Here is a 23,963-nt window from a genome sequence, read left to right on the forward strand (position 1 = left end):
TGCGGGCATGATCGACACCCCCAATGGGCGTGTGACCATCGCGGCCAACCCGAACCAGCTCGACCGGGTGGCGAGAACTCCATTGGGCCGGATGGCCACCGCGTGGGACATCGCCTACGCCGTGTCCTTCTCCCGCTCCGATCAGAGCTCGTTCGCCACCTCTCAGCGCTGGCGATCGACGGCGGCACCACAGGCACCTAGATCTCTGAAAGAAGCCCTCCCACACAAGACAACTGCGATATCGATGAAGGTGAAGATAATGATCGCGCCCACCGTCGTGGAGGGAATCGCCGATCACTATGCCAGAGGACTGACCGCATAATGATTTCCGGACTCCGGCCCGACGAGTCCACGACCTTCCCAGAAACCAACTGCACGGCCCGCCATCACCCGGAGCGAGGCGGACGCGGCGGGATTCACATAAGGACATGGTCTGTGGTTTGACCAGATCAGCGCGACGTTCGGACCGAAATCGAAAAGCCATGTGTCGTGGCCGACAACGGCCGTCAGATGAGTAGGTCGACTGGTCGAGCAGGGCTAGCTTGCGCCCTCCTACGGCATGGTGCGCGCCACCGTGTCCGCCCCTGACTCGGCGCCGATCACTCTCACTCACCGCGGGCAGGCAAATACCGCTTCGACCTGCACGTCGTTGAGCTGTTTGAGTGTTCGATGACCTCGGCGGTGTTATCGAGCAGCGCCTGGCTCTCCAGAACAGTGCGTAGCATGCGGTGAATCGTCGGTTGCGAGACTCCGATGTGCGCATGTAGCAGCCGCTGCCCAGCCGGACCGGCTCAGTCATAGCAGCCTCCACCTCCGCCGTCCGGGCTCGCTATCCCGCCGGCCTCGCCACCACCAGCGGCGACGCAAGCACCGAGCCGACCCAACATAAACCGACCACCCACCGGGTCCGATCACCGGGACATCACTCCGACACCGCAATCCTCTTGCTGCACGGCTCGGTCCCGGTTCGCACGCGTGGATTGCTGAGCAGAGACATTACTTAGCAAAAGGAGCTAGCACTCACCCAAAATGAGTGCTACCTTTTATATGGGCCGACGTCACAAGCGGAACCTCCACCGAGTCGCGACGGTCGACCACACCGTTCGCAGCATCCTTGGACCGAACCGTCCCGAAGACGCTCCTGGTCATGTGAAATCAAATGCCCCCGGCCCGACTCGTCAACCGCACGAAGGAGGATCATGACCGTCGCCATCCCCCACGCCAACCACCGCGTGTGTTCCTCCGCCGACGGCAACGGCGTACGGAAGCAGCATCGTTCGCGCTTGCCCGCCGTATCGATCGCCCTCGGGGCACTGTCCGCGGCGTCGTTCTGGGTGGTCGGGCTCGGATTCATACTGGGAGTGGCCGCGGTCGTCTGCGGCGCCTTCGCCGCCTCGCGGTCCGCGGTGGCCGACGACGAAGCGGCATCGTTGCAGGCCCTACTCGGCGTCGTCGCCGGCGCCGCAGGAATCACCGTCTCCGCGATCGCCCTGTTCCCCATGCTGGCGCATCTGTGAACCGCGGACGCCGCATGTCGTGCGTCTAGGGCTGACCCACCACCCGAGACAAGCCGTTCCCAGCGACTGCATCGCCGATCACCACATCTCGGGTACTCGGCCGGCAGTCACGCCGGATCCAACGGTGATCGCTCGCGACCGTTGAGATCGTCCCCCCTAATGGAGGATCGGCTCCGAAATTGCCGCTTCGGTCTCGCCGATCACCAACCAGTCAGTGCCTCTACGAGTCCCTGATCTCGTCGATCAGTCCCCAGTCGAGCGCGTGCTGCGCGTCGATCGCGGCACCGGTGACGAACAGGTGCAGGGCGCGCCACCGTCCGATGCGGCGAGGCACACTGACCGTACCGCCCGCCCCTGGGATTAGGCCCATCGTCACCTCCGGTAGTCGGAAGACCGTGATGGGGTCAGCGACGATGTGGTGTGCGAAGGCCGGAACCTCGATGCCGGCGCCGACGCAGTGCCCGTGCAGGCGAGCCTCCGTGCGGTCCGCGAGCGCGGCGATCAAGCGTCCAGCGCCGCCGCGGGTGCGGATCAGGTGGGCCGTCGCGGTGTCGGGGGTGTGACCAAATTCGTCGAGGTCCCCGCCTGCGCAGAACGACGGCCCGGCGCCGTCGAAGATCACGTTCCTGATCGTGTCGTCGAGCAGTGGTATGCGTAGCGCCTCGACCAGCGCGTCACGCAATGCGGTGCCGTAGGCGTTGCGCCGCTCGGGCCGGTTCAGGGTGATGCGCAGCGTGTCGGCGTCGCGGTCGATCAGCACCGGGTCGGCGCGGGGCGGTGGCGGTAGGGGCCGCTCGAGGCGGCGGCGTTCATCGAGCCAGCCGCGGAACTCGTCGCCACCCTGCAGGGTCGAATAGGCGAGCGATTCGACGTCGATTGCCTCGGGCACTGGCAGTGTCTGCGTGATCCGCAGGACCTGTGCCGCGACGAGCGCCGACTGCGTGAACCTACTGACGCACGCGACGAACTCAACGATCGTGGCGTCGACGTCCTCCGTCCCGACCACCGCACGATCCACCGGGCTTGCGTCGGTGGCATAGCTCAGATCCAGCGCGGCCGTCAGGGGCGCCAGCGCGGGCCGGACCGGGCCGCTGGACCGGCCGATAGTGAGTCGGTCCAGTGCTGGCACCCGCGCTGCGGCGACCGCGGCCAACGTTTCATCCGCGTCGTCGAGGTCGATGATCAGCACGGGCTCGCGCAGCACCGCGTCTTCGCCGAGAGCCGGTGTGTCCGCGGCGCCGTCTGCGAGGTCCGCCGCTGTGATGGTCCGTACGCCTATGTCCATGTTCGCCGTCCTGAAGTGGTTGTGCCGCAATGTAGCATCGGCAGCGTGGCGCCCTCCAAGTACCCTGATCCGGTGCGGGATTGGGCCGAGAGCGGGATTGCGGCCCTCACCGGACGCGCCGACGGCCCGCCGCTGATTCCTCCGGGCCGAGCGGCGACCGTCGCGCGCGAGCGCACAGCGTGGATCGCCGACGTCACCGGCGGCACGGTGGCCCTCGACGGGGCCCGGCTGCTGGCCGAACGCGCCGCGTTCACCGGGCATCATCGCGCCGGCGCAACGTCCGCCGGCGGCGCGTGCCAGTTGCTCCCTACGGCCGACGGCTGGGCCGCAGTCTCCTGCGCTCGCCCCGACGACCCGCTCCTGCTCGGTGCTCTGGTCGGCGCCGACATCGCCGACAGCCCATGGCCCGCCGTCGAGGACTGGCTGCGCGAACACACCGGGCCCGAGCTGACCGAACGCGCCGAACTGCTCTCGGTGGCGGCCGGGGCCGTCACTCTGCCGGCCAGCGCCTGCCCGGAGCCATTGCGGCCGCTCGCCCCGCGTCCAGTCGCCGGGCTCCGCGTCGTCGACTTCAGCGCTCTCTGGGCGGGGCCACTGTGCGCGCACCTGCTGGGCCTGGCCGGGGCGGCGGTGGTCAAGGTCGAGATACCGTCGCGGCTCGACGGTGCTCGCCGCGGCGACGCCGCGTTCTATCGCCTGCTCCACGGCGATCACCAGGCGGTGATGCTCGATCCCACCCTTGCCCGCGACCGCGAGGCCCTGGCCGCGCTCGTCGTCGCCGCCGACATCGTCATCGAAGCCTCGCGTCCGCGCGCATTGGTCGGATTCGGGCTGTGTGCCGAGGACTTCGTCGCCGATGGCGGTACGTGGATCTCGATCACCGCGCACGGACGCGCTTCGAACCGGATCGGATTCGGCGACGACATCGCCGCTGGCGCCGGACTCATCGCCCGCGACGACGAAGGGCCGATGTTCGTCGGCGACGCCATCGCGGATCCGTTGACCGGGCTCACCGCCGCAGCCCTGGCAATGTCCGCACCCTGCGATGGCAGCGGAAAACTGTGGGACGTCTCGATGTCGGCGGCCGTGTCGGCAACGCTCGACAGGACGGAAGCACCTGCGCCCCAGGCTTATCGGGATGGGACCCAATGGTGTGTCGAGACCAACGAAGGTCCCGCGGAGATCGCCGCGCCGCGGCGACGCACCCGGCGCGGCGACGTCGCCGCGCCGGGTCGAGATACCGCGTCGGTGCTTGCCGATCTTGGGATCGCGTGGTGACCGGCCTGCTGCTGCGCGGCGTCGAACTTCCGGTCGGCCTGCGCGACGTCGCAGTCCGCGACGGGCAGGTCGCGGCAATCGGGGTCAACCTCGACGCCGACGGGGCCGAAGTGATGGACGGATGCGGCGGCGCGCTGCTGCCCGGGCTGCACGATCACCACCTGCACCTGTACGCGATGGCCGCCGACGCCGACTCGGTGCAGTGTGGTCCCCCACGCGTGCGCACGCCCGAGGACCTGGCCCGCGCGCTTGACACCGCCCCCGGAGGCGGGTGGATCCGTGGGGTCGGCTACGTCGAGACCGTCGCCGGCATGCTCGATGCCGCATCCCTCGACCGGCTGCACGCGCGGCGACCGGTGCGACTGCAGCACCGCAGCGGCGCGCTGTGGATGCTCAACTCGGCGGCCTGTGCATTGGCCGGGCTGGCGTCCGCCGAGCATCCGGGCATCGAACGCGACGATTCCGGCCGCCCCACCGGCCGGCTATGGCGAGCCGATGCGTGGCTGCGGGAACGGCTACCCGCCACCGGCCCACCACCGCTCGACACCGTCGGCACAGACCTGGCCCGCTTCGGAATCACCGGGGTCACCGACGCCACCCCGGACCTGACGACGGACTCCCTCGCCGCGCTGCTCGACGCACACATCACCGGCGCACTGCCCCAACGGCTGCACCTGCTCGGTGTGCCGCTCCAGGTCGAGCCGGTGTCTTCGGCCACAGTGACCACCGGCCCGTACAAGATCGTCGTCGCCGACTCGGCGTTGCCCGACTTCGACACCCTGGCCGATACTGTCCGCCGCGCCCACACCCACGGCCGCCCGGTCGCCGTGCACTGCGTCAGCCGGGAAGCGCTGCTGCTACTACTAGCAGTGTTCGACGAGATCGGCACCCTGACCGGCGACCGGATTGAGCACGGCGCGCTGGTACCCGTTGAGTCGATCCCCGAACTGCGCCGTCGCGGACTGTGCGTTGTTACCCAACCCGGATTCCTCGCACACCGCGGCGACGACTACCTCGCCCGCGTCGACCCGAGGGACCTGCCGGACCTGTACCGCTGCCGGTCGCTGCTCAACGCCGGCGTGCCCTTGGCACTGTCCAGCGACGCACCCTACGGCCCCCTCGATCCGTGGTCGGTGATCGCCGCTGCGACATCCCGCCGCGCCCCTACCGGCCACGTTGTGGGGCCGCAGGAGACGATCACCGCCACTCAAGCCCTCAACCGCTACCTGACTCCACTCGACCACCCCGGAGTTGCGCCACGCACGGTGCGCGTGGGAGCCCCCGCAGACCTCGTTCTACTCGACCAGCCGCTCATCGACACGCTTGTTGCACCCCACTCGAATTCTGTGCGCTGCACCCTCATCCGCGGTGAGATCCGGTATCGCCGCTGAACCTGCAAACCCCGTCTGCAGCGCGCTGATTACAGCGCCTCAGTTCTTGGTGACCATCTTCGCGTCGCCTGATAGCACGGGGCCTGATCGTCGGTACAAGGCGGATTTGTCGATGCCGGTGTAGCCGAACCTCATCGAGTGCTCGAGCGCGGTCACCGAATTGGACTGGTCGGCGTCGCGGGTCGCGAGCATGTCGCAGATCGAGCTGGACGAGTCGAGCCACGCGGGATGGGTTACGTCGTTGACTCGGCGCGCCGCAAGATGCACGCAGTGTCTTCACCGCGCTGTACTCGCGGCTCATGTTCGTGTCACCAACGTAATCGCAATCGCCGGCTGTAAGCGGCCACCGTCTTTCTCTTCGGGGGCGCGTTCAAGGTCCTCATCCCGGACAATCCTTGGGGTTGGTAAGTCCGGTCAATCCGCGGCTGTAACAGGGCTGACCGAATTACGCCCAACCCGGGTTCTCCCGCCGTCGGCCCGAATACGCAACCGAGGAAACCTCGGGTTACATATGCGCCCTGCGACTAGCGGTCGCCGGGTTTCCCGTCGTTGGCCGCAAGCCAGTGTGCAATCTCGTCGAGATGGACTTGCATATAATGCCGGGCGAGTGCGGCATCACCAGAGATGACCGCTTCGGCAATCTTGTCGTGCGCAGTACGCACCCCCGCAGCGGTGGCGGGCGTCCGTTCATGCGAGGCACCACCAGTGCTCAACTGGGTGAGCACGTCTATGAAAAGTACAAATGCTGGGTTACCGCTGATCTCGGCGAGGACTACGTGCAAGTCGTGGGTCCCTACCTCACCGGCACGCTGCGCCTGCTCCTCAGCTCCCAACACCTCGCGTAGCCTGGCGATTCCGGTCTCGTCGATTCGTCGTGCGGCGGCCTCGACGCACCGGAGCTCAAGCGCGCTCCTGGCCTCGAAAACCTGCTCCCAGGTGGCGTCATGATAATTGAGGCTCAGCGCGCACGCGCGCACAGACGCAGCGGAATCAGGGGCTCTTACTACGAGACCCCCGCCGGGGCCACGACGCATATAGGCGACATCGTGGTGTTCAAGCACGCGGATGGCTTCGCGAAAGACTGCCCGGCTGACACCGAGTCGCGCAAGAAGCTCGGATTCCGAACCAAGCACCTGCCCGACTGGCCAGCCAGCATCGATAATCTCCTGCTCGAGCAGCTCAGCAACCTGCTGGGCCATCTTCCGGCCGTCGGTCGGCGAAGCGATCCTGACGGCAGAGGTTTGCGACAATGACATGGGTAAACAATAGCCTCTTCTGGACGTACCTCGATTGACCTGTGCATCCGGGTCAGCGCTGCGGCTTGCGATCCATGACGTCCGCTCTTCTTTGATGCCACGCGGTCGGAACACCCGTCGCCGCTTCCCGCGGAGCGTTGACAGCGTCAGCGAACGCCTTATCCATCTCGCTCAATGTCGGATTGTCCACCGCGAAATACCTGATTGAGCCACGTCCGTGTGCATTACCGATGGCGTGCGTGTTCCCTTGCGAATCCGGTACCGCCCTGCACTTGAAGCGCGGCACGTCACCGACACGACTGCGACCGTGGCGTGCTCGGCAGCGGGGCCAGAGACAGTGACGAGCTAGTGCGAAGTGCTGCGCGGCACTCAGACCTGGCTACCAGGATGAACGCCACAACAGTCCACGTTAAGGATACTTTTTACGCTAAGTCGCGATAAGAGTCACACAACCCACTGATAGTGCAACCTCAAAGAGCAGAAGAGTTTGACTTACAGAAGGAACGTCGTGGCGTCGTAATCAGGCGGGGCTAGCTTCAGCCGTCGGCGTAGCCGCGCATGGCGCGCATGGCGCGCACGTGACCATGATCGAGTGCCGAGGCTCGGGGGGACGACCGTGATCGCGGGTGGTGTGGCATGGATCCGCGGGGTCCTCGACAACAATGACCGATCCACGGACTGTGGGCGGCAGGCAACGCCACTTGAGCCATATTCGAGACGCGTATATCGGTGGCAGCTTGACTGACTCTCAGCCCCGCCCTCCCTTACTGCTCACAGGGCGCCATGCAAGCCCACCACGACCACAGATCGACCACCGAGTCATCGGCCACCCATCCTGCCAATTCCCTGTGACACGCACACAGGAACAGAAGTTGGCATCGCTAGTTCGGAACGGTCGTCTCGTCACCGATGGCGCCAAGGAGCCCAGCTGGGTATCGCCAAGATGTTCGTCTGTAAGGGCGCACCGGTGGCGCATCTTCGACAATCTGGTGGAGCCAGAAAGTCCACGGAGACAATCCGATTTAGACAGTCACATCAGTCGAGCACGCCGATGATCGACCCCTGGCAGAGGGTCCGACGTGCTGTCCGTCGAATGCGGCCCGCTAGAGGCGGGCGTAGCGCAGGGCAACGCCAAAAGGCCAACCGCTCTTCGGAAAATTCCGCAGTCCGGCAGACGCGGACCGGGATGGGTCCGGGGACACGGGCGTCGCGTCGTACGAGCTTGTTGCATCAACGGAACTCGTCGCCCAGGTGGCGCCGGAGAACCGCGACGTCGATTTTATAGATTTCCGCGCAGTTCCCGATCCTGCAGCACCCCGGCCAGAACGCCACGCGACCCACCGGCTTCCTCACGCGGGTGGCCTTACATGCGAAGTGCCACGTGACCACAACGTTGTTCTTCCTCCGTCGATCGTTCCCAACGGCAGCGAAGGTTGCCGTTGGGAACGCGGGTCAAACAGCGAGGCGATTCTACGATGCGGTCCCGACACGAAAGACATTCTCGCAAGTCCGAATTCGCATCGACCCGAAACGCGGGTGCGGTCGAACCTCCACAGGTCGGCCTTCGTCTCAGGTGAAGCGTGGTCGGCGTTTCTCGATGAAAGCCGCGACGCCTTCGCGGCCGTCCGGCCCGCCTGCCAGCCGGCTGATCGTCACGGCCTCGTCACGAAGGGCCGTTTCCAGCGCGGGCTCTGCCGCCTGCCGAACGAGACGCTTGGTGGCCGCTAGCGCCGCCGCCGAGCCCCGGCGGAGGTGCTCAACGACGTTGTCGACGGTACCGCCCAGCTCGACGGCCGGCACGACCCGCGCCACCAGGCCGGCTGAATGCGCCTCTTGCGCTGTCAGCAGGTCCCCGAGCAGGGCGAGCCGCAGTACCCCGTGGAGTCCGAGCGTGTGCACCAGCAGGCTGCCACCGCCGTCGGGGCTCAAACCGACGGCGGTGTAAGCCAGCGAGAACTTCGCCGTATCCGCCGCGACGATCACGTCGGCTGCCGCGGCCAGGGAGAAGCCGATTCCGGCCGCCGTGCCTTGCACGGCACTGACGACCACGGCATCACCACGGACCAGCTCGACGGTTGCGCGGTGAGCGATCTCGGCAAGCTCCAGGAGCAGCGGCTCGGGCTGGTCGGCGGTCGCGAAGACACCCAGATCGCCACCAACGGAGAAGAACCGTCCGGCGGACTCGAGCACGATCACCCGCGCTCGGTCGGCCTTGGCCTGCAGGACTGCGTCGAGCAACGCGCGCGCCGAGTCCAGGTTGAACGGGTTGCCGTCTTCTGGGCGGTCGAAGCTAATTCGAGCGACGCCATTGTCGACGGCGTACGACACCGGGCACGTCATGAAACGGTGGTCCTTTCGTCGCAGCCGGGTCAGTCGAGCCGACGCAGTAGAGCCGCCAGCGCCTGCCCGCCGCCGATGCACATCGAAACGACGGCGAACTCACCATCCGTACGACGGAGGTGCTTCACGGCGCGAAGCGTGAGGATGGCGCCGGTAGCCCCGACGGGGTGGCCGAGTGCGATGGCACCGCCGTACGGGTTGGTGCGTTCCGGGTCGAGTCCGACGTCGCGCCGCACTGCGACCGCCTGGGATGCGAAGGCCTCGTTCAGCTCGACGATGTCGATATTCGACGGCTTCAGCCCTGCGCGGGCGAGCAGTTTGCGGATCGCGAAGGTCGGCGCGTAACCCATCAGGCCAGGCTCCATCGCGGCGACCGCGACGTGCTCGAGTGCGACCGGCGCGTCGAACCCTCGATCGCGCGCGACCGACTCGCGTGCGAGCACGACTGCGGCGGCGCCGTCGTTGATGCCCGAAGCGTTGCCCGCCGTTACCGTCCCGCCGGCCTGGAACGCGGGGCGCAGCGAGGCCAGTACCTCGAGCGTGGTGTCGGGCTTGGGATGCTCGTCGGTGTCGACCGTTGCCGATCGACGTCCTCCGGTCTCGACCGCGACGATCTCCTCGGCGAACATGGCACGGGCCGCGTCGGTCGCGGCACGACGTTGCGATTCCAGGGCGAATTCGTCCTGCTCTTGGCGCGACACTTGGTACTTCGCCGCGACTGCCTCGGCTGTCACGCCCATGTGGACTCTGTCGAACGGGTCGGTCAGCATCGCGACCGTGCCGTCCACGAGCGCGCGGTCGCCCAGACGTTTGCCGTCGCGCGCCTGAAAGTCGTAGAAGGGCATGCGCGACATCGATTCGTCGCCGCCGGCAATCGTGATGTCCAGTTCGTTCCAGCGCATCTGCTGGGCCGCCGACCACACAGCCTGCAGCCCGCTGCCGCAGAGGCGGTTGACAGTGAGGGCGGGTGTGCTCGCCGGGAGTCCGGCCGTGATCGCGACCCGCCGCGCGTTGTAGGCGTCGGAGCCGACCTGGCCGATGCAGCCCATGACCACCTCGGACGGCTCGCCGGCTGCGACGCGGGAGCGCTTTAATGCCTCGACGACGGCGTGAGCGCCAAGCTCGTGGGCCGGAATTCCGGAGAGGACGCCCCCAAAACTTCCGATCGGGGTGCGTGCCCCGTCCATGATGACGATGCGTTCGGTCATACTGCTCGGTTCCTCCCGGTTAGGCGAACAGCTCGGCGGATGCTGCGTCGAGGGCGTCGAGGTTCCAGGCCCGGCCCCCGGCCGTGATCGTGGCGGCGGCGCGCCACGGCTCGTAACGGGTCACCGTGTCGCCGTATACGTGGAACACCGACCCCGACGGCGCGGTGCAGGTTGGGTCGGCGAGCCAACCGACGAAGGGTGCAACGTTGGCGGGGTCGTACTGGTCAAATCCCTCGCCCTGCTGGGCAACGACGTCGGCGACTCCGGGCGAGGCGAGCGTGAGCCGGGTCCGCGCACCGGGGGCGATTGAGTATGTGCGCACTCCGTAGCGTTCGTTCAGCTCGAGGTGGGTCAGCCGCGCCATGGCGGCGATCGCCGCCTTGGCGCTCGCGTAGTTCATTTGGCCGATGCTGCCGAGTAGGCCGTTCGATGACGACGTGTGGATCAGCACGCGGTCGCGACCATCGGACTTGTTCGCCCGCCAGTGGTTGGCTGCGTGGCGGGTCATGCAGAAGTGACCGCGCAGGTGAACCCTGTGCACCGCATCCCACTCCTCGATGGACATGTTCACGAGCATGCGGTCGCGTAGGATGCCGGCGTTGTTGACCAGCACGTCGAGATCACCGAATGCGTCGAGTGCCGTCTGAACAGCAGCCTGGGCGCCGTCCCAGTCCGCTACGTCATGGTGATCGGCCACGGCCGAGCCGCCCGATGCGTTCAGCTCGTCTGCGAGCTGCTGGGCGACCGAGGTGTCGGCATCCGCGCCATCGAGCGAGCCGCCTACGTCGTTGATCACCACGGAGGCACCCTCGGCAGTGAGGAATCGTGCGTACTCTGCACCGATCCCCCGACCCGCACCAGTGATGAGGGCCACTCGTCCGGCCAGCCTGCCACCCATGTCTTTGCCTCCTTCGGCGACCGTCGCGGTCGTCCTCGACATTGTTACGTGCTCAGTATCTAATTCAGTATACTCAAATATGCGATCATGTCTATCTTCGCCCGCATTCGGCGTCATAGACCGTGCAAACGAGTAGCACGTCGATTATTTTCGGGTACTCTTATTCGTTAGTAACAGACAACAACCACTTGCGTCCCGGGCGCACCGTCACCTGGAGAATCGCTCACCGTGCCCCTGAACCTCCCGCACACCCGGCGCCGGACCCCCCACCAGGTGACGTTCGCGATCCTGGCAGTGTCCGCCGGATCCTTCGCCCTTCTGCAGTCGATGACAGTGCCAGTGCTGCCGCACATCGAAAAGGAACTCGGCACCGACCAGGCGACGGCGGCATGGGTGCTAACCGCATACCTACTGTCAGCCTCGGTCTTCACACCCATTGTCGGGCGACTCGGCGACGCCTTCGGCAAGAACCGCCTGCTCGTCGTCTCGCTCGGTTTCCTAACCCTGGGCTCGCTGATCGGTGCGCTCGCCCCGTCCATCGGGGTCCTCGTCGCCGGCCGAGTGGTGATGGGGGTCGGTGGCGGCGTCGTGCCGCTCGCGTTCGGCATCATCCGTGACGAGCTGCCCCCGCACCGCGTCGCCGGTGGCGCTGGATTCATCTCGTCGCTGATGGCCGTCGGATTCGGCGCGGGCATCGTCGTCGCCGGACCGATCGTGGACCATCTGGGCTACCACTGGCTCTTCTGGATACCCTTCGCCGTCACCGGCGCAGCGGCGATCGTGGCGGCAGTCCTGGTTCCGCCGTCGCCAGTACGCACGCCCGCCCGACTACCGCTCGCTCCGGCCGCCCTGCTCGCCGGATGGCTTGTAGCACTCCTGCTCGGTATCAGCCAGGGACCACGCTCGGGCTGGACCTCCTGGCAGGTAATTGCGCTGATCGCCGCGGGAATCGCGCTGCTCGCCGCCTGGCTCGTGGCCGAACGCCGAGGCCGGGTACCACTCATCGACCTGACGATGATGCGCCAGCGCGGCGTGTGGACGAGCAACCTCGTCGTACTGACCGTCGGCGGCGCGATGTACTCAGTCTTCGCGTTCCTACCCCAGTTTCTACAGACCCCGGCGTCCACTGGCTATGGGTTCGGCCTCGACACGACGGGATCAGGGCTCCTGATCCTCCCCCACGCCGTGGCGTCGTTCGTATGCGGCCTGTCGACGGGCTGGCTCGTCCGGCGCCTCGGGGCAAAGACGGTCGTATTCTGCGGCTGTTTACTCGCCGGCTCGGGCGTGCAGTCTCTCGTGCTCTGGCACGGCACCCATCTCCAGCTCGCGGCGGCCAACGTGGCCATTGGCCTCGGCATGGGCGCGGTGTTCGCCAGCATTGTCACCGTCGTGCTGGCATCGGTGCCGCCGGAGCAGAGCGGCGTGGCGACCGGTATGAACACCAACATCCGCAGCATCGGGGGAGCCATCGGCGCCGCCGCCATGACCACGATCGTCACCTCGAGCGCCGGGCCTGACGGCCTGCCCCAGGAGTCCGGGTACGTCCACGGGTTCATGATGGTGGTCGCCCTGATGGCGATCTCCGCGGCGACCACGCTCCTATTGCCGTCAGCGTCGCGCACCGAGAGCGCGGGACGAGCGGGCCCCAGGTCGATCCGCACCACTAGCCCGCCCGGTCGACCGGTATCGGCGGCGTGACCACGCTCCCACCGTTGCGGAACTTCTTGAAGCGATGGCGGTAGGCAGCAGATCTCGATTCCGTAATCATCCGGATCAAGGCCCTCATGCCCGCCGAACGCGAGACGCCCTGCAGGCTCGGTCTCGACCGTGCGCCAGGTTCACCGTGACGAGAATAGAGGGCACTGTGTGCACGGGCTCTCGATACTCGGACGCTTGTTCCTGATGAAAGCGCCACGATCGATCAAGATCCGATCATGGCAAGGAGCACCGGACCGCAGGCTCTTCCCTGTGTCGCCCACATGCCCACAATCCCAAAGTCCCTGAAGGATTTCGCGATCCGGCAGCACTTCGTCGCATGCCCGATCTCCCTCACCAGTGCGAACAGGTCATCTCGTCGTCACTCATGACTGGCCACCCCATCGTCGCCTCCTCCAACCTGACACCTGTTGTCATGATCGACGCCACATACGTTTGGAGCGACCCGAACGAAGCCCGCGACGCTTTAATGTCCGCGAAAGATGTAAAACAGTGTACTCTTATGAAATCCGTAACCATGCGCCGTCAGTCGCACGACCATCAGGAGCGCTGTGGACCTCTCCGAACGCCTATCCAAGGTCATCACGGTCAACCCGACCGCGGGGGCCATCTCGCAGGACGGCCGCTGGGATTCGTGGGCCGACATCGCGGCCATCGGGTCCAGCCTGTCCGAACGCACCCGCGCACTGCCCGAAGACGCGTTCGTCGCCCTCATAAGCCGCAACGACAGCGCCACGATCTCCGCTCTCCTTTGGGGCCTGACGGTTGGACGTCCCGTCCTCCTGCTCAACCACATGCAGCCCGACGCTGCACTGAGCGAGGAGATCGCGGAACTTCGCCCCGCGGCCGTTGTTGCGGCCGGCACCGACTGGGACCGGCCGGGCGTGCTCGAAGCCACCACGTCGATCGGTGCGACGGCACTGCGACTCGAGCGGGGCCCGAACGCCTCCGCCATCCTTCTGGCCGACGGCACCGAACATGCGGCGGTCGACCGGGCCCGCCCGAGCGGGACCGACTGCGCGGTCAGCCTCAAGACGAGCGGCACGACCGGCAAGCCGAAGCGCGTCGAGGTCACCCGCAGCTCACTGTCCGCCTCGATCGACGCGGTCGATCGTCACCACAACAAGGGCAGCGCCGCCAACGGCGTCCAACTGCGCCGCGGAGCCACGATTCAGATGCTCCCCCTGGCCCACACCAGCGCCATCCAGTCGATATGCGTCACGATTGCCGCCGGTCGTCAGCTCGTATTGCTCGACCGCTTCGAGCCTGTCGCTTGGGCCGAGGCCGTGCGCGATCACGACGTCGTCACCACGGGCGTGCCACCCGCCGGCCTGCGCATGATTCTCGACGCTGACATCGATCCGGCCTGGCTTTCCGGTCTGCGGTCGGCGAGGTCAGGGTCCGCACCACTGGACCCAGACCTCGCCGAAGAGTTCGAGAAGCGCTACGACGTCGCCGTGCTGCAGGCCTACGGGGCGACGGAGCTCCAAGGTCTCGCGAGTTGGACTCTCAAGGATCACGAGCGTCTGCGCAAGGTCAAGCGCGGCGCGGTTGGGCGGCTCCACCCTGGCGTCGAGGTGCGCGTCGTCGACGCCGAGTCGTTGGAGGCACTGCCGGTGGGAGCCACCGGCTTGCTCGAGGTGCGCACCGCGCAGGCCTCGTCGACCGACGACAGCTGGATCCGCACCAGCGATCTCGCCTACTACGACACCGATGGCTTCCTGTGGATCGTCGGACGCGCCGACGGTGCCATCAACCGCGGCGGGTTCAAAGTCGACGCCGGCGAGGTCGCCGACGAGCTCCGGGCACATCCGTCCGTCCTTGACGCCGTCGTCGTCGGGATCCCGGATCCCCGCCTCGGGCAGGTGCCCGTCGCTGCCGTCCAGACTGCTCGTGGTGCCGCGAGCCCGACCGAGGCAGAGCTGCGCACGTGGCTACGCGACCGCGTCGAGGCATACAAGGTGCCGACCGCGATCCGGGTGCTGGCCGAATTGCCGCGCACCGTCGCAATGAAGCCCGACGCCCAGGCAGTCCGAACCATGTTCGCCGACCAGACGGCACTCGACGCCGTCTGACGCACGAGAGGTACCTGCACCTATGTCCAAGCACGAGACTCCCGAGCAGCGCGAGATCCGTTCCACGGCCCGCTCGATGTTGACCCGCGCTCAGCCGATCGCGGCGGCCCGCACCGCCGAAGGTGACTACACCGGCGGCTTCGACCCTGTCCTGTGGCGCCAGCTCAGTCAGGAGCTCGGTGTCACAGCGTTGGTTGCCCCCGAGTCCGTCGGGGGGCTCGAGTTGGGCCTCGTCGACGTGGGCGTCGTGCTCGAGGAGACCGGACGCGCCTGCTACAACGGTCCGGCGCTCGAGTCTGCCGTCCTCACGCCGCAGCTGCTGAAGCTCGCCGACCAGGACGTCGAAGGCGACTGGGCGGAACTTGTCGAAGAGAGCCGCATCGCGACGATCGCCGGCATCGGACGCATCGCCTCCTCCCACCGCCGCGACACCGCCGCGGCCACCCGTTCCGGAGACGAGTGGGTGCTCGACGGCGCCGTATTCGGCGTCCCGCACGGCCTGATCGCCGACACCGTGTATGTCGTGGCCGACTGCGAGGCTGGCACCGGCGTCTGGGCGGTGACCGCCGACGCCGACGGGCACCAGCGCAAGGCCATGGACACGCTGGACCTGACCCGCCCGATGGCGCTGCACCGCTTCGCGTCGACCCCGGCACGACTGGTGCTCTCGGCGACCGCCGACCCGGAGCGACTGCACCTGCTGATTGCCGGCGCTGTCACCGCCCTGTCGGCCGAGCAGGTCGGAATAGCTCAGCACCTGCTCGAGCTGACTGTCGACTACGTCCGCACCCGCTATCAGTTCGGTCGCGCCATCGGCTCGTTCCAGGCGGTCAAGCACCGCTGCGTGAACATGGCGATCGCGACCGAGGGCGCGACCGCCGCCTCGTCAGCGGCGCGGGACGCCGTCGACGCCGCCAGCCCCGGTGACGCGGAAACCGTCGCCGAAGCGCTGCGGCTCAGCGCCCTCGCCGGTGCGTACTGCTCCGACGCTGTCGTCGACGTGGCCGGCGCGGCTTTGCAACTACACGGCGGGATCGGCATGTCGTGGGAGCACGACATCCACATCTATCTCCGTCGCGCGAAGGTGGCCCAGAGCCTGCTGGGAGCGCCGCGTGACCACCGCCGCGCCCTCAGTAATTTGCTCGGTCTCCACAGCGCGTCCGCCTGAGATTTCGGTCGGGCCACCACCCTGTCCCGGGGCGGGGTGGCCCGACCGTGCCAGGGTCGCCTCCCCACTGTCCAGTCTGGGGACATCTGAAACAACCGATATCGCCCCAGATGTGAGCCACGCTGGTCAGAGGGTGTGGGCACACAACACCGGTTGTGAACGGTAATTCATCGCCAGCTCAGATGCGCGAAAGACGCTGCTCGATGCAGTGCTCGAGGTTGCTCACGACAAGGTCCCGGCGGTGTTCGGTGGTTCGTTCACGCAGTGGTTCGCAGCGGACGACACCCCCGACCGACGACGTACCGACACCGGTCACGAATTGCCGATGAAAAATTTGGTGGGCGTCGCCCCTCATCGAGTCAACACCTCGCCCCCGGAGTTGGGCGGAAACGAAATCCACCGACTCCGGGGTGCGGCCAGGAATAACAGCGCCGTCAACATAACCCACCGGCTCGCGGCCGTGGCGGCCATGCGATCTGCTCGTCGCAGAGGTGGACCGTCCTATCCCGGGCGACGATCTCGAAAGTCTTCACCCCCCACGGCCTGCTTCCCGCGGATGGAGATAGCGACCAAAGTCGTCGTCCCGCCGCTTCCGGTACGCGAAACGGCGGGACTGCGACCAGATCGACGCCACTGAGCTCGCCCCCTCGCAGGCTGGACAGCCCACAACCTGCGGGAGGTTGGAACTCCTGTCGAGGATGGCTCCGCCGGACACCGCGGATCGTGTCTCACGGCCACCTGGGCGACACAGGCAGCCTTCTATGACGACCTCAGAGGTCGTCATAGGCGAGCGACGCCCACTGAGGGTCGCGTCGCTCGAAGAATGCTCGGGGGCCTTCCTGCGCGTCGGGGTGGTGGTCGGCGTGGGCTCGGATCAACACGAAGCCTCGACGCAGGCTCTCGTGGAGCGACGACGACTCAAGTGATCCATAGATCGCTTCCCTGCTTAAGCGGATTGCCTCCGGCGATCCTGCGGCCACCCAGCGCGCCAGCTCGAGCGCACGATCGCGCAGCGATGACGCCGACACGACCTCAGTGACCATGCCCAGCTCGTACGCACGCTGGGCGTCGAGCCGCTCGTACTTGCCGAGCAGCACCATGCGCATCACCGCCCCCAGTGGAAGGTGCTGCGCGAGTCCGATCGGTTCCAGCGCCGACACTTGGCCGACGTTGACGTGCGGGTCCAGGAAAGTCGCGGTTTCGGAGGCGATTGCGAAGTCGCAGTCAGCCACGAAGTGCAGGCCGGCACCGGCGCAGACGCCATTGACGACGCAGATGATCGGCTTGCGGACCCCGACGTGGGCTGGGGTGAACTTCGTCTCCCGGTCGTAGTCGCTGGTGCGGCCGCGCGAGGTGTCTGCGACGGCCGAGACGTCGGCGCCGGAGCAGAATGCGCGGTCGCCCGCGCCGATCAGCACGGCGACCCGCAGCTCGGGGTCCTTGTCGTAGGCCAGCCAAACTCGATGCAGCTCGTCCTGCATGATCGGGCTGACCGCGTTCAGGGCGCCGGGATTGTCGAGCTCGATCCAGAGCACGTGGCCATCGCGATGCACGACGAGCTGCTTCCAGGGCCCCTCGATGGCGGCGGAGTTGTAATCTAGTTCGTTCACGTTTTCAAACATCCTGTCTGGACGGGTCACTGGTCCGCGGACGGTCCACGGCGGATGTCCCGCCACGGGATGTCACGGTCCGAGAACGGATCCTTGGGCAGGTCCAGCACCCGCTCGGCGACGTTGTTGCGCTGCACCTCGGAGGTACCGCCACCGATTGTGTCGCCGCGGCTACGCAGGAACCCGAAGACCCGGCGACCGGCGGTGCTGTCCTCTACCTCGTGGACGGCCGCACCGGTGACATCAAGCAGGGCGGCCTGAAGACGTTGGTTGTGCTCGGACGAGAAAATCTTCAACAGTGCCGGTGCCGCACCGTCACGGCCGAGCGCTCGGGCACGCTCGTTGGTGAGTCGAACCACCTGGTTCTCGACATAGAGGCGCACCACCTCGTCGACAACGACGGGGTCATTGTCCGCGCCCGACTCCCGGGCCGCATCGACCAGCGTCTGGATCGACGATCCGCTTGTGCGCTCACGCAGTCCCGAACCGGCACCGGACAACATGGTTCGCTCAAAAGCGAGGACAGCGCGGCCCACCTCCCACCCTGCGCCCTCGGGGCCGATTCGCAAGTCGTCGCCGATCTCGACCCCTCCGATGAAGACCTCGTTGAACTCGTGGTCACCACTGATCTTGCGCAGCGGACGGACCGCAACGCCCTCGTGGTGCATCGGCAGTGCGAACGCGGTAATGCCTTGATGCTTGGGCACGTCGGGATCGGTGCGCGCGAGCAAGATGCCGAAGTTGGCCTCGTGGGCGAAGCTGCTCCAGACCTTCTGCCCGTCGATCAGCCACGTGCCGCTGTCGGTGCGGCGGGCGCGCGTCGAGAGTCCGGCCAGGTCCGAGCCCGCGCCGGGCTCGCTGAAGAGTTGACACCATGCATCAACGTTCTGAGCGATCGGCGGCAGCAAACGGCGCTTCTGGCTGTCCGTGCCATACTGCATGATCGTCGGCGCGGCCAGGCCGATCCCGATGATGTTCAGGGCCGTTAGGCGGGCGCGTCGGAGTTCGGACTGCACTGCGGACGCCGCTGCCCGGCCGAGACCGAGACCGCCGAAGTCGGTGGGCCAGGCGGCCGAGATCAAGCCTGATTCGCCGAGTACCGGGTACCAGGCCCGGTAGTCCTCCGCGGAGCGGACGGCGTGCAGGCGGCTCATGTCGCCGGCGAGGGCGGCATCTAACCAGTCGGCCGGTGTGTGTTCTTCGATCCACGCACGGGTCACGGCGCGCATGCTTTCGACGTCGCCGGTGGCGGCAGTCTTGAGCAGGATGGGGTTGGCTGCGGTCAATGTCTCGTTCATCAGTAGGTTCTCCGTCCAAGGCTCCAGATCTGAGCCGCTCGTTCGATCGCGACGGCGGCGCGGGGCGTCACTACGTCGCCGCGGCTTGCCCGCAGGCTGGCCGTGACGCGCCTCGCGAGGGCGGCATCGTCGCCGACACCGGCGGCGAGCGCAAGGGTCGCTTCGTCGAGTTCGGCACGCGGCACGGCGCGGAGGGCGAATCCGGCCTCGACCGCGGCGGGGGCGTCGTAGGTGACGCCGAACATGGCCAGCGCCGCCGCTTGCTGGGCACCGAGCGCGCGCGTGAGCAGACGCAAGTGGCCACCGCCCGGGTGGACACCGGTGGCGCCGAAGCCCCGGACCAGCAGGTCATCGGCGACGATTCTCACGTCGCATGCCAGCGCGAGGTTGATGCCGGCACCGAGGATCTTCCCGCTCACACCCGCGACGGTGGGCAAGGTGGCGTCCTGCATGCGGCAGAAGAGCTCGTAGATCGCGCCGAGGTCGGCGAAGTTGTCGTCGTCCAACGGGTCGACCGCGACCCGGCCAAGGAGTGACAGTTCAGCGCCGGTGCAGAAGTTGCGGGCTCCGCTTGTAAGGGCGATCGCGGCGACCGATGTATCTGCCTCCGCCGCGTCGAAGGCACTGCCGATGTCGGCCACCAGCTCGGGAGTGAGGGCGTTGCCGTGGGCTGCCTCGAGCCGGATCCAGGCCACGGCGCCCTGCCGTTCGACCACAACTGCTTGACTCACTCGAACCATCCTTCGCCGTCGGGCTCGGCAACTGGGTTACAGCGCCGTCGATATTTCAGTATACTTAACTCGACTTAGAGTGCCACACCCAAAAGGACAAGCATGAACACGTTCGAAGGAAAGACGGTTCTGATGTCGGGCGGAAGCCGCGGCATCGGGCTGGCGATCGCTCTCCGATTAGCGCGCGAGGGCGCAAACATCGCGATGATCGCGAAGACCGACTCGCCACACCCGCGACTGGAGGGCACAGTGCACACGGCCGCGCAAGCCGTGACCGAAGCCGGCGGCGGCGCGCTGGCCATCGTAGGCGACGTGCGCGACGAGGCGAGCGTCGAGGCTGCGGTGCACCAAACCGTCGACCACTTCGGCGGAATCGACATCGTGATCAATAACGCCTCGGCCATCGAGTTACTGACCACCCCCGAGCTGCCCACAAAGCGTTTCGATCTAATGTTCGGCGTCAACGTGCGTGGCACCTTCCTGCTCACAAAGCACAGCGCTCCGCACCTGGCACGCGCGGAAAACGCTCACGTGCTGACACTTTCACCGCCACTGAACCTCGACCCGTTCTGGCTCACCGAGCACGCCGCCTACACCGCGAGCAAGTACACGATGTCGATGTTGACCCTCGGCCTTGCCGCCAGCGGACGCCCGGACGGTATCGCAGCGAACTGCCTGTGGCCGAAGACGATGATCGACACCGCCGCTGTGCGCAATGGACTGGCCGTGTCCCCCGAGCGCAGCGGCCTGGCGACTCGCACACCCGCGATCATGGCCGACGCAGCCCACGCGATTGTTGGCTCGCCGTCTGCCGAGCTCACCGGGCAAACCTTGATCGACGAGGACGTGCTGCGCGAGCGGGGCGTCGCCGACTTCTCCGTGTACCTGGCACCCGGGGCGACCGAGGAAACTCTCGAACCCGACCTCTTCGTATGACCAGACGCGATCCCCAATTAAAGTATCCTAATTCTTCGCGCGAGGTCACTCGCCGCCCGAGGAGGACCAGATGACCACTGAGCACCGACCGAGTCGCCGCGAGCTGGACCCGGGCGAGCTCGCGGCCCGCCTCGCCACGCTCGTCCGCGAGAGACTTGAGGCCACGATCGACGACCTCGAACCCCTCGAGGGCGGGCGATCGAGCCTCACCTACCGCGCGACGCTGACACGCAACGGTGGCTCGGGCGAGTCGATCGTGGTCAAGATCGCGCCGCCGGGTCTGGAGCCGGTGGCGAACCGCGACGTGCTGCGCCAGGCGCGCGTACTGGAGGTGCTGGCGCGCGACGGCCGCGTTCCGGTGCCGAGCGTACTGCTCACCGAGGCCGGTGCTCCGCCCGCGACACCCCCACTATTCCTCATGAACCTGGTCGACGGCGCTACGGTCGAGCCGATCTTCTCGGCCAGCGGTACTCTGCCCGGCGCCGATGTCGTCCGTGGGCGGGCCTTCGCAGCTGCACGCGGATTGGCGGCGCTGCACGCCGTCCCCGTTCACGGCTTCGGCGCCGGCGAGCCGGTCGTAACTATCGTCGACGAGCTTGTGCGCTGGGACCGCACGATGCAAGCCGCCGGCGGCTCCGAGGAGAGCGACCTCATCCGTGAGCGGCTGCTAGCCACCGTGCCAGCCGACATCGCGCCGACACTGGTGCACGGCGATTTCCGTCTCGGCAACTGCCTGTTCGTCGACGCGACGCTCACGGCGGTGCTCGACTGGGAGATCTGGGCGGTCAGTGATCCCCGGATCGACCTCGCGTGGCTGATGCTCACCGCGATGCCCGACACCCACCCCGGGGCGGACCGCGCCCCCGAAGGCATGCCGAGCCCCGAGGAGGTCGTCGAGCATTATCGCGTGCACACCGACCGTCCTGGTGCCACCGAGAACATGGACTGGTTCCTCGCATCCGCGCTGTTCAAGATGGCGGCCATGACACGGCACATCGGTAAGAAGTTCCCCGCCGACGACCCGCGCCGCACGGGCCGCGAGGCCGGTGCGGCGCGGATGCTGGCGGCGGCGAGCGCACTGCTCTGAAGCTTCCGGTCGGTGCTCGCCGTACCGAAATATCCCATCTTCGAGGTGCTGGGCGAGTACGCACCATCGGGCTTGCGCCACCGCGTGACCACTGGGCGCGGCGGCGCAAGCCTGATGTGCACAACGAGTTAGATCCGCTTTGGCGTGCTCGACCGCGCCGGAATGGCCATAATTCGTCACTGCCCTTGAGCCGGGCTCGGTCTCGGCGGCGCTGCGCTCGCCCGTGGGTGCGAGTGGGCTCCATGACCGCAGGCAGACTGATCGCGGAGCGCCGCATCGGGTTCAGCGACGTGGTCCAGCAGTGTCGGTCAGATGATCTGGATCGGGCACCAGCCGGCCCGCCGGCGAGAGTGTCGCCGGCGGGCCGGTCCAGCCTGGGGCCACCAACTGCGCATAGACAGCCGGGTGTGGCCATGATCGTCGTCTGTTCGGTGTCGCGCCCGCTGGTCAGTCGGCCAGGGTCGCCGAGGCGTGGCCGCGGACGACCACGATCCCCGTCGCGTTCTTCGTTTCGACCGACAGCTTTACAGCCACCGTGTCGTCGGCCTGCTGCTCGACGGCGTCGATGACCATACGCGTGGTCAGGGTGTCGCCGGGAAACACCGGTGCCATGAATCGGACGCCGAAGGATGTCAGGCATCCGTCGCCCACCCACTCTGTGACCGCACGGCTCGTCAGCCCCATCGTGAGCATGCCGTGGGCTACCGGCAGGTCGTACCCGGCCACACTGGTGGCGTAGGCCTCGTCGGTGTGCAGCGGGTTGAAGTCTCCCGACGCGCCCGCGTATTGCACGATCTGCGTGCGGGTGAGTCCATCGACGACCACGATCTCGTAGGTATCTCCTTGCGTCGCGGTTGCGCGCGACAGCACGGCGCTCATCCGTCGACCTTGGCGGGGAGTTTGACGCGCACAGCGCGTCCACTGACGATCAACTCACCGTCCTGGTCGCGGTACTCGGTGAGGATCTCGTTGAAGATCATCGTGCCGCTGCGTCCTTCCTTGGTCCATGTCGCGCCGTCGCGGGTCGTGACGGTCAGCACCTGTCCCGGGCGGACGTCGCGGTGGTACTCGTAGTGCTGCTCGGCGTGCAACAGTCGCCCGTTCGACGCCTGACCGTCACCGGCATCGGTTTCGTTCGATCCGGTCGCGGTCACCCATCGCACACCCCGCTGTGGGCGGAGCCGCGACTCTGGATCGAACTGTGCCCCCGCGGTCACGAACGTGGGGGGCGCGGTGATCGCATCGTGGCGACCGTCGAGCGCGCCGCCGTCGTCGTGTCCGATGGCGCGACGGAAGGTCAGCAGGTGGCCGAACTCGATCGGGAACCGGAACGTTCTGGTCATGTCGGGATCCCCCCGTCGACCGGGAACACCGCACCCGTGGTGTAGCTGGAGGCGTCACTGGCCAGGTACAGAGCGCTGCCGACGATCTCGTGCGGTTCGCCGACGCGTTTGAGCGCGAACAGCTTGGTACGCTCGTTGTAGGTCTCCATGTCCCACGCTGCACTGATATCGGTACGGAATCCGCCGGGCATGATGCAGTTGACCCGGACCGTCGGCCCGAAGGTGTGGGCGAACGCGATGGTCATGGCGTTCAGGCCGGCCTTGGCGGCCGAGTAGGGGATGATCGTCGGCGACGGGTGGATCGAGCCGACACTGCTGATGTTGATGATGCTGCCGCCACCGGACTCGGCCATCTTCGTTCCGGCCAGGGCCATGAGACGGAACGGGCCCTTGAGGTTCACATTCTGCGTCGCGTCCCAGAGCTTCTCGGAGACGTCGACGATCTTCTCGTAGGTAGGCGAGACACCGGCGTTGTTGACGACCACGTCGATCTTGCCGAACCGCTCGTACGCGGCCTCCACCAGCTCGTCGACTTGCTCCCACCGCCCGACGTGCGCGGCGTACGGGAAGACCGTGCGACCGGTCAGGTCCTCGATCTCCTTAGCCGCCTCGTCGCAAGACTCCTGCTTGCGGCTGGCGATCACCAGATCGGCACCGGCCTGCGCGAAGGCGATCGCCATCTCGCGGCCGAGACCACGGCTTCCTCCGGTGATGAGTGCGACCTTGCCTTCGAGACTGAACAGCGACCTCGGGTCACCCTCCACGTGTACTACCTCCTGTTGTGCGAAATACTGGCTCACGATCGGACCTCGCCCGCCGCGAGATG

At 66.9% G+C, this 23,963-nt stretch carries 21 protein-coding genes; 9 read left to right on the forward strand and 12 right to left on the reverse strand.

Annotated features, from left to right (window positions below; all coding sequences use genetic code 11):
* The first annotated feature begins 7 nt into the window (after nt 1-7).
* Complete coding sequence (locus P3H15_RS34125; RefSeq protein WP_276141288.1) at nt 8-322, forward strand: hypothetical protein; 315 nt, start codon at nt 8-10, stop codon at nt 320-322.
* Nucleotides 323-1,199: 877 nt separating this feature from the next.
* The gene (locus P3H15_RS34130) at nt 1,200-1,517 is read left to right on the forward strand and encodes a hypothetical protein (RefSeq protein ID WP_276141289.1); all 318 of its coding nucleotides are present in this window, start codon (nt 1,200-1,202) and stop codon (nt 1,515-1,517) included.
* Between the two features lie 220 nt (nt 1,518-1,737).
* Here P3H15_RS34130 and P3H15_RS34135 read toward each other — a convergent pair whose 3' ends face one another.
* Nucleotides 1,738-2,802, reverse strand: a complete 1,065-nt coding sequence (locus tag P3H15_RS34135; RefSeq protein WP_276141290.1) for an enoyl-CoA hydratase/isomerase family protein — start codon at nt 2,800-2,802, stop codon at nt 1,738-1,740.
* A gap of 45 nt (nt 2,803-2,847) precedes the next feature.
* Between P3H15_RS34135 and P3H15_RS34140 the strand changes: the two genes are divergently transcribed.
* Nucleotides 2,848-4,080 (forward strand): CoA transferase, encoded by a 1,233-nt coding sequence (locus P3H15_RS34140; protein WP_276141291.1) that lies wholly within the window; start codon nt 2,848-2,850, stop codon nt 4,078-4,080.
* Nucleotides 4,077-5,471 carry an amidohydrolase gene (locus tag P3H15_RS34145; RefSeq protein WP_276141292.1) on the forward strand — a complete coding sequence of 465 codons (1,395 nt, stop codon included), beginning with the start codon at nt 4,077-4,079 and terminating at the stop codon, nt 5,469-5,471. Before P3H15_RS34140 ends, P3H15_RS34145 begins: the two co-directional genes overlap by 4 nt.
* A gap of 39 nt (nt 5,472-5,510) precedes the next feature.
* Here the strand turns inward: P3H15_RS34145 and P3H15_RS34150 are convergent, their stop codons facing one another.
* The 5 genes from P3H15_RS34150 to P3H15_RS34170 form a co-directional block, all read right to left on the reverse strand.
* A complete protein-coding gene (locus tag P3H15_RS34150) occupies nt 5,511-5,738 on the reverse strand; it encodes a hypothetical protein (protein WP_276141293.1) in 228 nt (75 codons plus the stop codon).
* 257 nt (nt 5,739-5,995) lie between these two features.
* The gene (locus P3H15_RS34155; RefSeq protein WP_276141294.1) at nt 5,996-6,727 is read right to left on the reverse strand and encodes a FadR/GntR family transcriptional regulator; all 732 of its coding nucleotides are present in this window, start codon (nt 6,725-6,727) and stop codon (nt 5,996-5,998) included.
* Nucleotides 6,728-8,296: 1,569 nt separating this feature from the next.
* A complete protein-coding gene (locus tag P3H15_RS34160) occupies nt 8,297-9,067 on the reverse strand; it encodes an enoyl-CoA hydratase-related protein (RefSeq protein WP_276141295.1) in 771 nt (256 codons plus the stop codon).
* Nucleotides 9,068-9,096: 29 nt separating this feature from the next.
* The gene (locus tag P3H15_RS34165; protein WP_276141296.1) at nt 9,097-10,275 is read right to left on the reverse strand and encodes a thiolase family protein; all 1,179 of its coding nucleotides are present in this window, start codon (nt 10,273-10,275) and stop codon (nt 9,097-9,099) included.
* Between the two features lie 19 nt (nt 10,276-10,294).
* Nucleotides 10,295-11,173: an SDR family NAD(P)-dependent oxidoreductase gene (locus P3H15_RS34170; protein WP_276141297.1), complete on the reverse strand. Its 879-nt coding sequence runs from the start codon at nt 11,171-11,173 to the stop codon at nt 10,295-10,297.
* A gap of 228 nt (nt 11,174-11,401) precedes the next feature.
* Between P3H15_RS34170 and P3H15_RS34175 the strand changes: the two genes are divergently transcribed.
* From P3H15_RS34175 to P3H15_RS34185, 3 genes are all read left to right on the forward strand, one after another.
* The gene (locus P3H15_RS34175) at nt 11,402-12,871 is read left to right on the forward strand and encodes an MFS transporter (RefSeq protein WP_276141298.1); all 1,470 of its coding nucleotides are present in this window, start codon (nt 11,402-11,404) and stop codon (nt 12,869-12,871) included.
* A 569-nt stretch (nt 12,872-13,440) separates the two neighbouring features.
* Nucleotides 13,441-14,964, forward strand: coding sequence for a class I adenylate-forming enzyme family protein (locus P3H15_RS34180; protein ID WP_276141299.1), 1,524 nt, complete (start codon nt 13,441-13,443; stop codon nt 14,962-14,964).
* Nucleotides 14,965-14,986: 22 nt separating this feature from the next.
* Nucleotides 14,987-16,132: an acyl-CoA dehydrogenase family protein gene (locus tag P3H15_RS34185; protein WP_276141300.1), complete on the forward strand. Its 1,146-nt coding sequence runs from the start codon at nt 14,987-14,989 to the stop codon at nt 16,130-16,132.
* Nucleotides 16,133-16,902: 770 nt separating this feature from the next.
* Here the strand turns inward: P3H15_RS34185 and P3H15_RS34190 are convergent.
* Genes P3H15_RS34190 through P3H15_RS34200 form a run of 3 tightly spaced genes read right to left on the reverse strand, consistent with a single transcriptional unit; the run spans nt 16,903 to nt 19,771 of the window.
* Nucleotides 16,903-17,754, reverse strand: a complete 852-nt coding sequence (locus tag P3H15_RS34190) for an enoyl-CoA hydratase/isomerase family protein (RefSeq protein WP_276141301.1) — start codon at nt 17,752-17,754, stop codon at nt 16,903-16,905.
* Between the two features lie 14 nt (nt 17,755-17,768).
* Nucleotides 17,769-19,040, reverse strand: a complete 1,272-nt coding sequence (locus P3H15_RS34195) for an acyl-CoA dehydrogenase family protein (protein WP_276141302.1) — start codon at nt 19,038-19,040, stop codon at nt 17,769-17,771.
* Nucleotides 19,040-19,771: an enoyl-CoA hydratase/isomerase family protein gene (locus tag P3H15_RS34200; protein ID WP_276141303.1), complete on the reverse strand. Its 732-nt coding sequence runs from the start codon at nt 19,769-19,771 to the stop codon at nt 19,040-19,042. The genes P3H15_RS34195 and P3H15_RS34200 overlap by 1 nt, the downstream gene beginning before the upstream one ends.
* 102 nt (nt 19,772-19,873) lie before the next feature.
* Between P3H15_RS34200 and P3H15_RS34205 the strand changes: the two genes are divergently transcribed.
* The gene (locus tag P3H15_RS34205) at nt 19,874-20,707 is read left to right on the forward strand and encodes an NAD(P)-dependent oxidoreductase (RefSeq protein WP_276141304.1); all 834 of its coding nucleotides are present in this window, start codon (nt 19,874-19,876) and stop codon (nt 20,705-20,707) included.
* 70 nt (nt 20,708-20,777) lie between these two features.
* Nucleotides 20,778-21,794: a phosphotransferase family protein gene (locus P3H15_RS34210; RefSeq protein ID WP_276141305.1), complete on the forward strand. Its 1,017-nt coding sequence runs from the start codon at nt 20,778-20,780 to the stop codon at nt 21,792-21,794.
* Between the two features lie 447 nt (nt 21,795-22,241).
* Here the strand turns inward: P3H15_RS34210 and P3H15_RS34215 are convergent, their stop codons facing one another.
* The 3 genes from P3H15_RS34215 to P3H15_RS34225 are packed head-to-tail and all read right to left on the reverse strand — an operon-like array spanning nt 22,242 to nt 23,937.
* Nucleotides 22,242-22,673: a MaoC family dehydratase gene (locus P3H15_RS34215; protein WP_276141306.1), complete on the reverse strand. Its 432-nt coding sequence runs from the start codon at nt 22,671-22,673 to the stop codon at nt 22,242-22,244.
* Nucleotides 22,670-23,137 carry a MaoC family dehydratase N-terminal domain-containing protein gene (locus P3H15_RS34220; protein ID WP_276141308.1) on the reverse strand — a complete coding sequence of 156 codons (468 nt, stop codon included), beginning with the start codon at nt 23,135-23,137 and terminating at the stop codon, nt 22,670-22,672. Before P3H15_RS34220 ends, P3H15_RS34215 begins: the two co-directional genes overlap by 4 nt.
* Complete coding sequence (locus tag P3H15_RS34225; protein ID WP_276141309.1) at nt 23,134-23,937, reverse strand: SDR family NAD(P)-dependent oxidoreductase; 804 nt, start codon at nt 23,935-23,937, stop codon at nt 23,134-23,136. The genes P3H15_RS34220 and P3H15_RS34225 overlap by 4 nt, the downstream gene beginning before the upstream one ends.
* Between the last annotated feature and the right edge of the window lie 26 nt (nt 23,938-23,963).

This window comes from Rhodococcus sp. T2V, from assembly GCF_029269925.1.
GTDB classification, from domain to species: Bacteria; Actinomycetota; Actinomycetes; order Mycobacteriales; family Mycobacteriaceae; genus Rhodococcus_F; species Rhodococcus_F koreensis.

Bases quoted from the DNA above. Each gene is read 5' to 3' on its own strand.
- P3H15_RS34125 (WP_276141288.1), top strand. From the start codon at position 8: ATGATCGACACCCCCAATGGGCGTGTGACCATCGCGGCCAACCCGAAC.
- P3H15_RS34130 (WP_276141289.1), top strand. From the start codon at position 1,200: ATGACCGTCGCCATCCCCCACGCCAACCACCGCGTGTGTTCCTCCGCC.
- P3H15_RS34135 (WP_276141290.1), bottom strand. From the start codon at position 2,802: ATGGACATAGGCGTACGGACCATCACAGCGGCGGACCTCGCAGACGGC.
- P3H15_RS34155 (WP_276141294.1), bottom strand. From the start codon at position 6,727: ATGTCATTGTCGCAAACCTCTGCCGTCAGGATCGCTTCGCCGACCGAC.
- P3H15_RS34160 (WP_276141295.1), bottom strand. From the start codon at position 9,067: ATGACGTGCCCGGTGTCGTACGCCGTCGACAATGGCGTCGCTCGAATT.
- P3H15_RS34165 (WP_276141296.1), bottom strand. From the start codon at position 10,275: ATGACCGAACGCATCGTCATCATGGACGGGGCACGCACCCCGATCGGA.
- P3H15_RS34170 (WP_276141297.1), bottom strand. From the start codon at position 11,173: ATGGGTGGCAGGCTGGCCGGACGAGTGGCCCTCATCACTGGTGCGGGT.
- P3H15_RS34185 (WP_276141300.1), top strand. From the start codon at position 14,987: ATGTCCAAGCACGAGACTCCCGAGCAGCGCGAGATCCGTTCCACGGCC.
- P3H15_RS34190 (WP_276141301.1), bottom strand. From the start codon at position 17,754: ATGTTTGAAAACGTGAACGAACTAGATTACAACTCCGCCGCCATCGAG.
- P3H15_RS34195 (WP_276141302.1), bottom strand. From the start codon at position 19,040: ATGAACGAGACATTGACCGCAGCCAACCCCATCCTGCTCAAGACTGCC.
- P3H15_RS34205 (WP_276141304.1), top strand. From the start codon at position 19,874: ATGAACACGTTCGAAGGAAAGACGGTTCTGATGTCGGGCGGAAGCCGC.
- P3H15_RS34210 (WP_276141305.1), top strand. From the start codon at position 20,778: ATGACCACTGAGCACCGACCGAGTCGCCGCGAGCTGGACCCGGGCGAG.
- P3H15_RS34215 (WP_276141306.1), bottom strand. From the start codon at position 22,673: ATGAGCGCCGTGCTGTCGCGCGCAACCGCGACGCAAGGAGATACCTAC.
- P3H15_RS34220 (WP_276141308.1), bottom strand. From the start codon at position 23,137: ATGACCAGAACGTTCCGGTTCCCGATCGAGTTCGGCCACCTGCTGACC.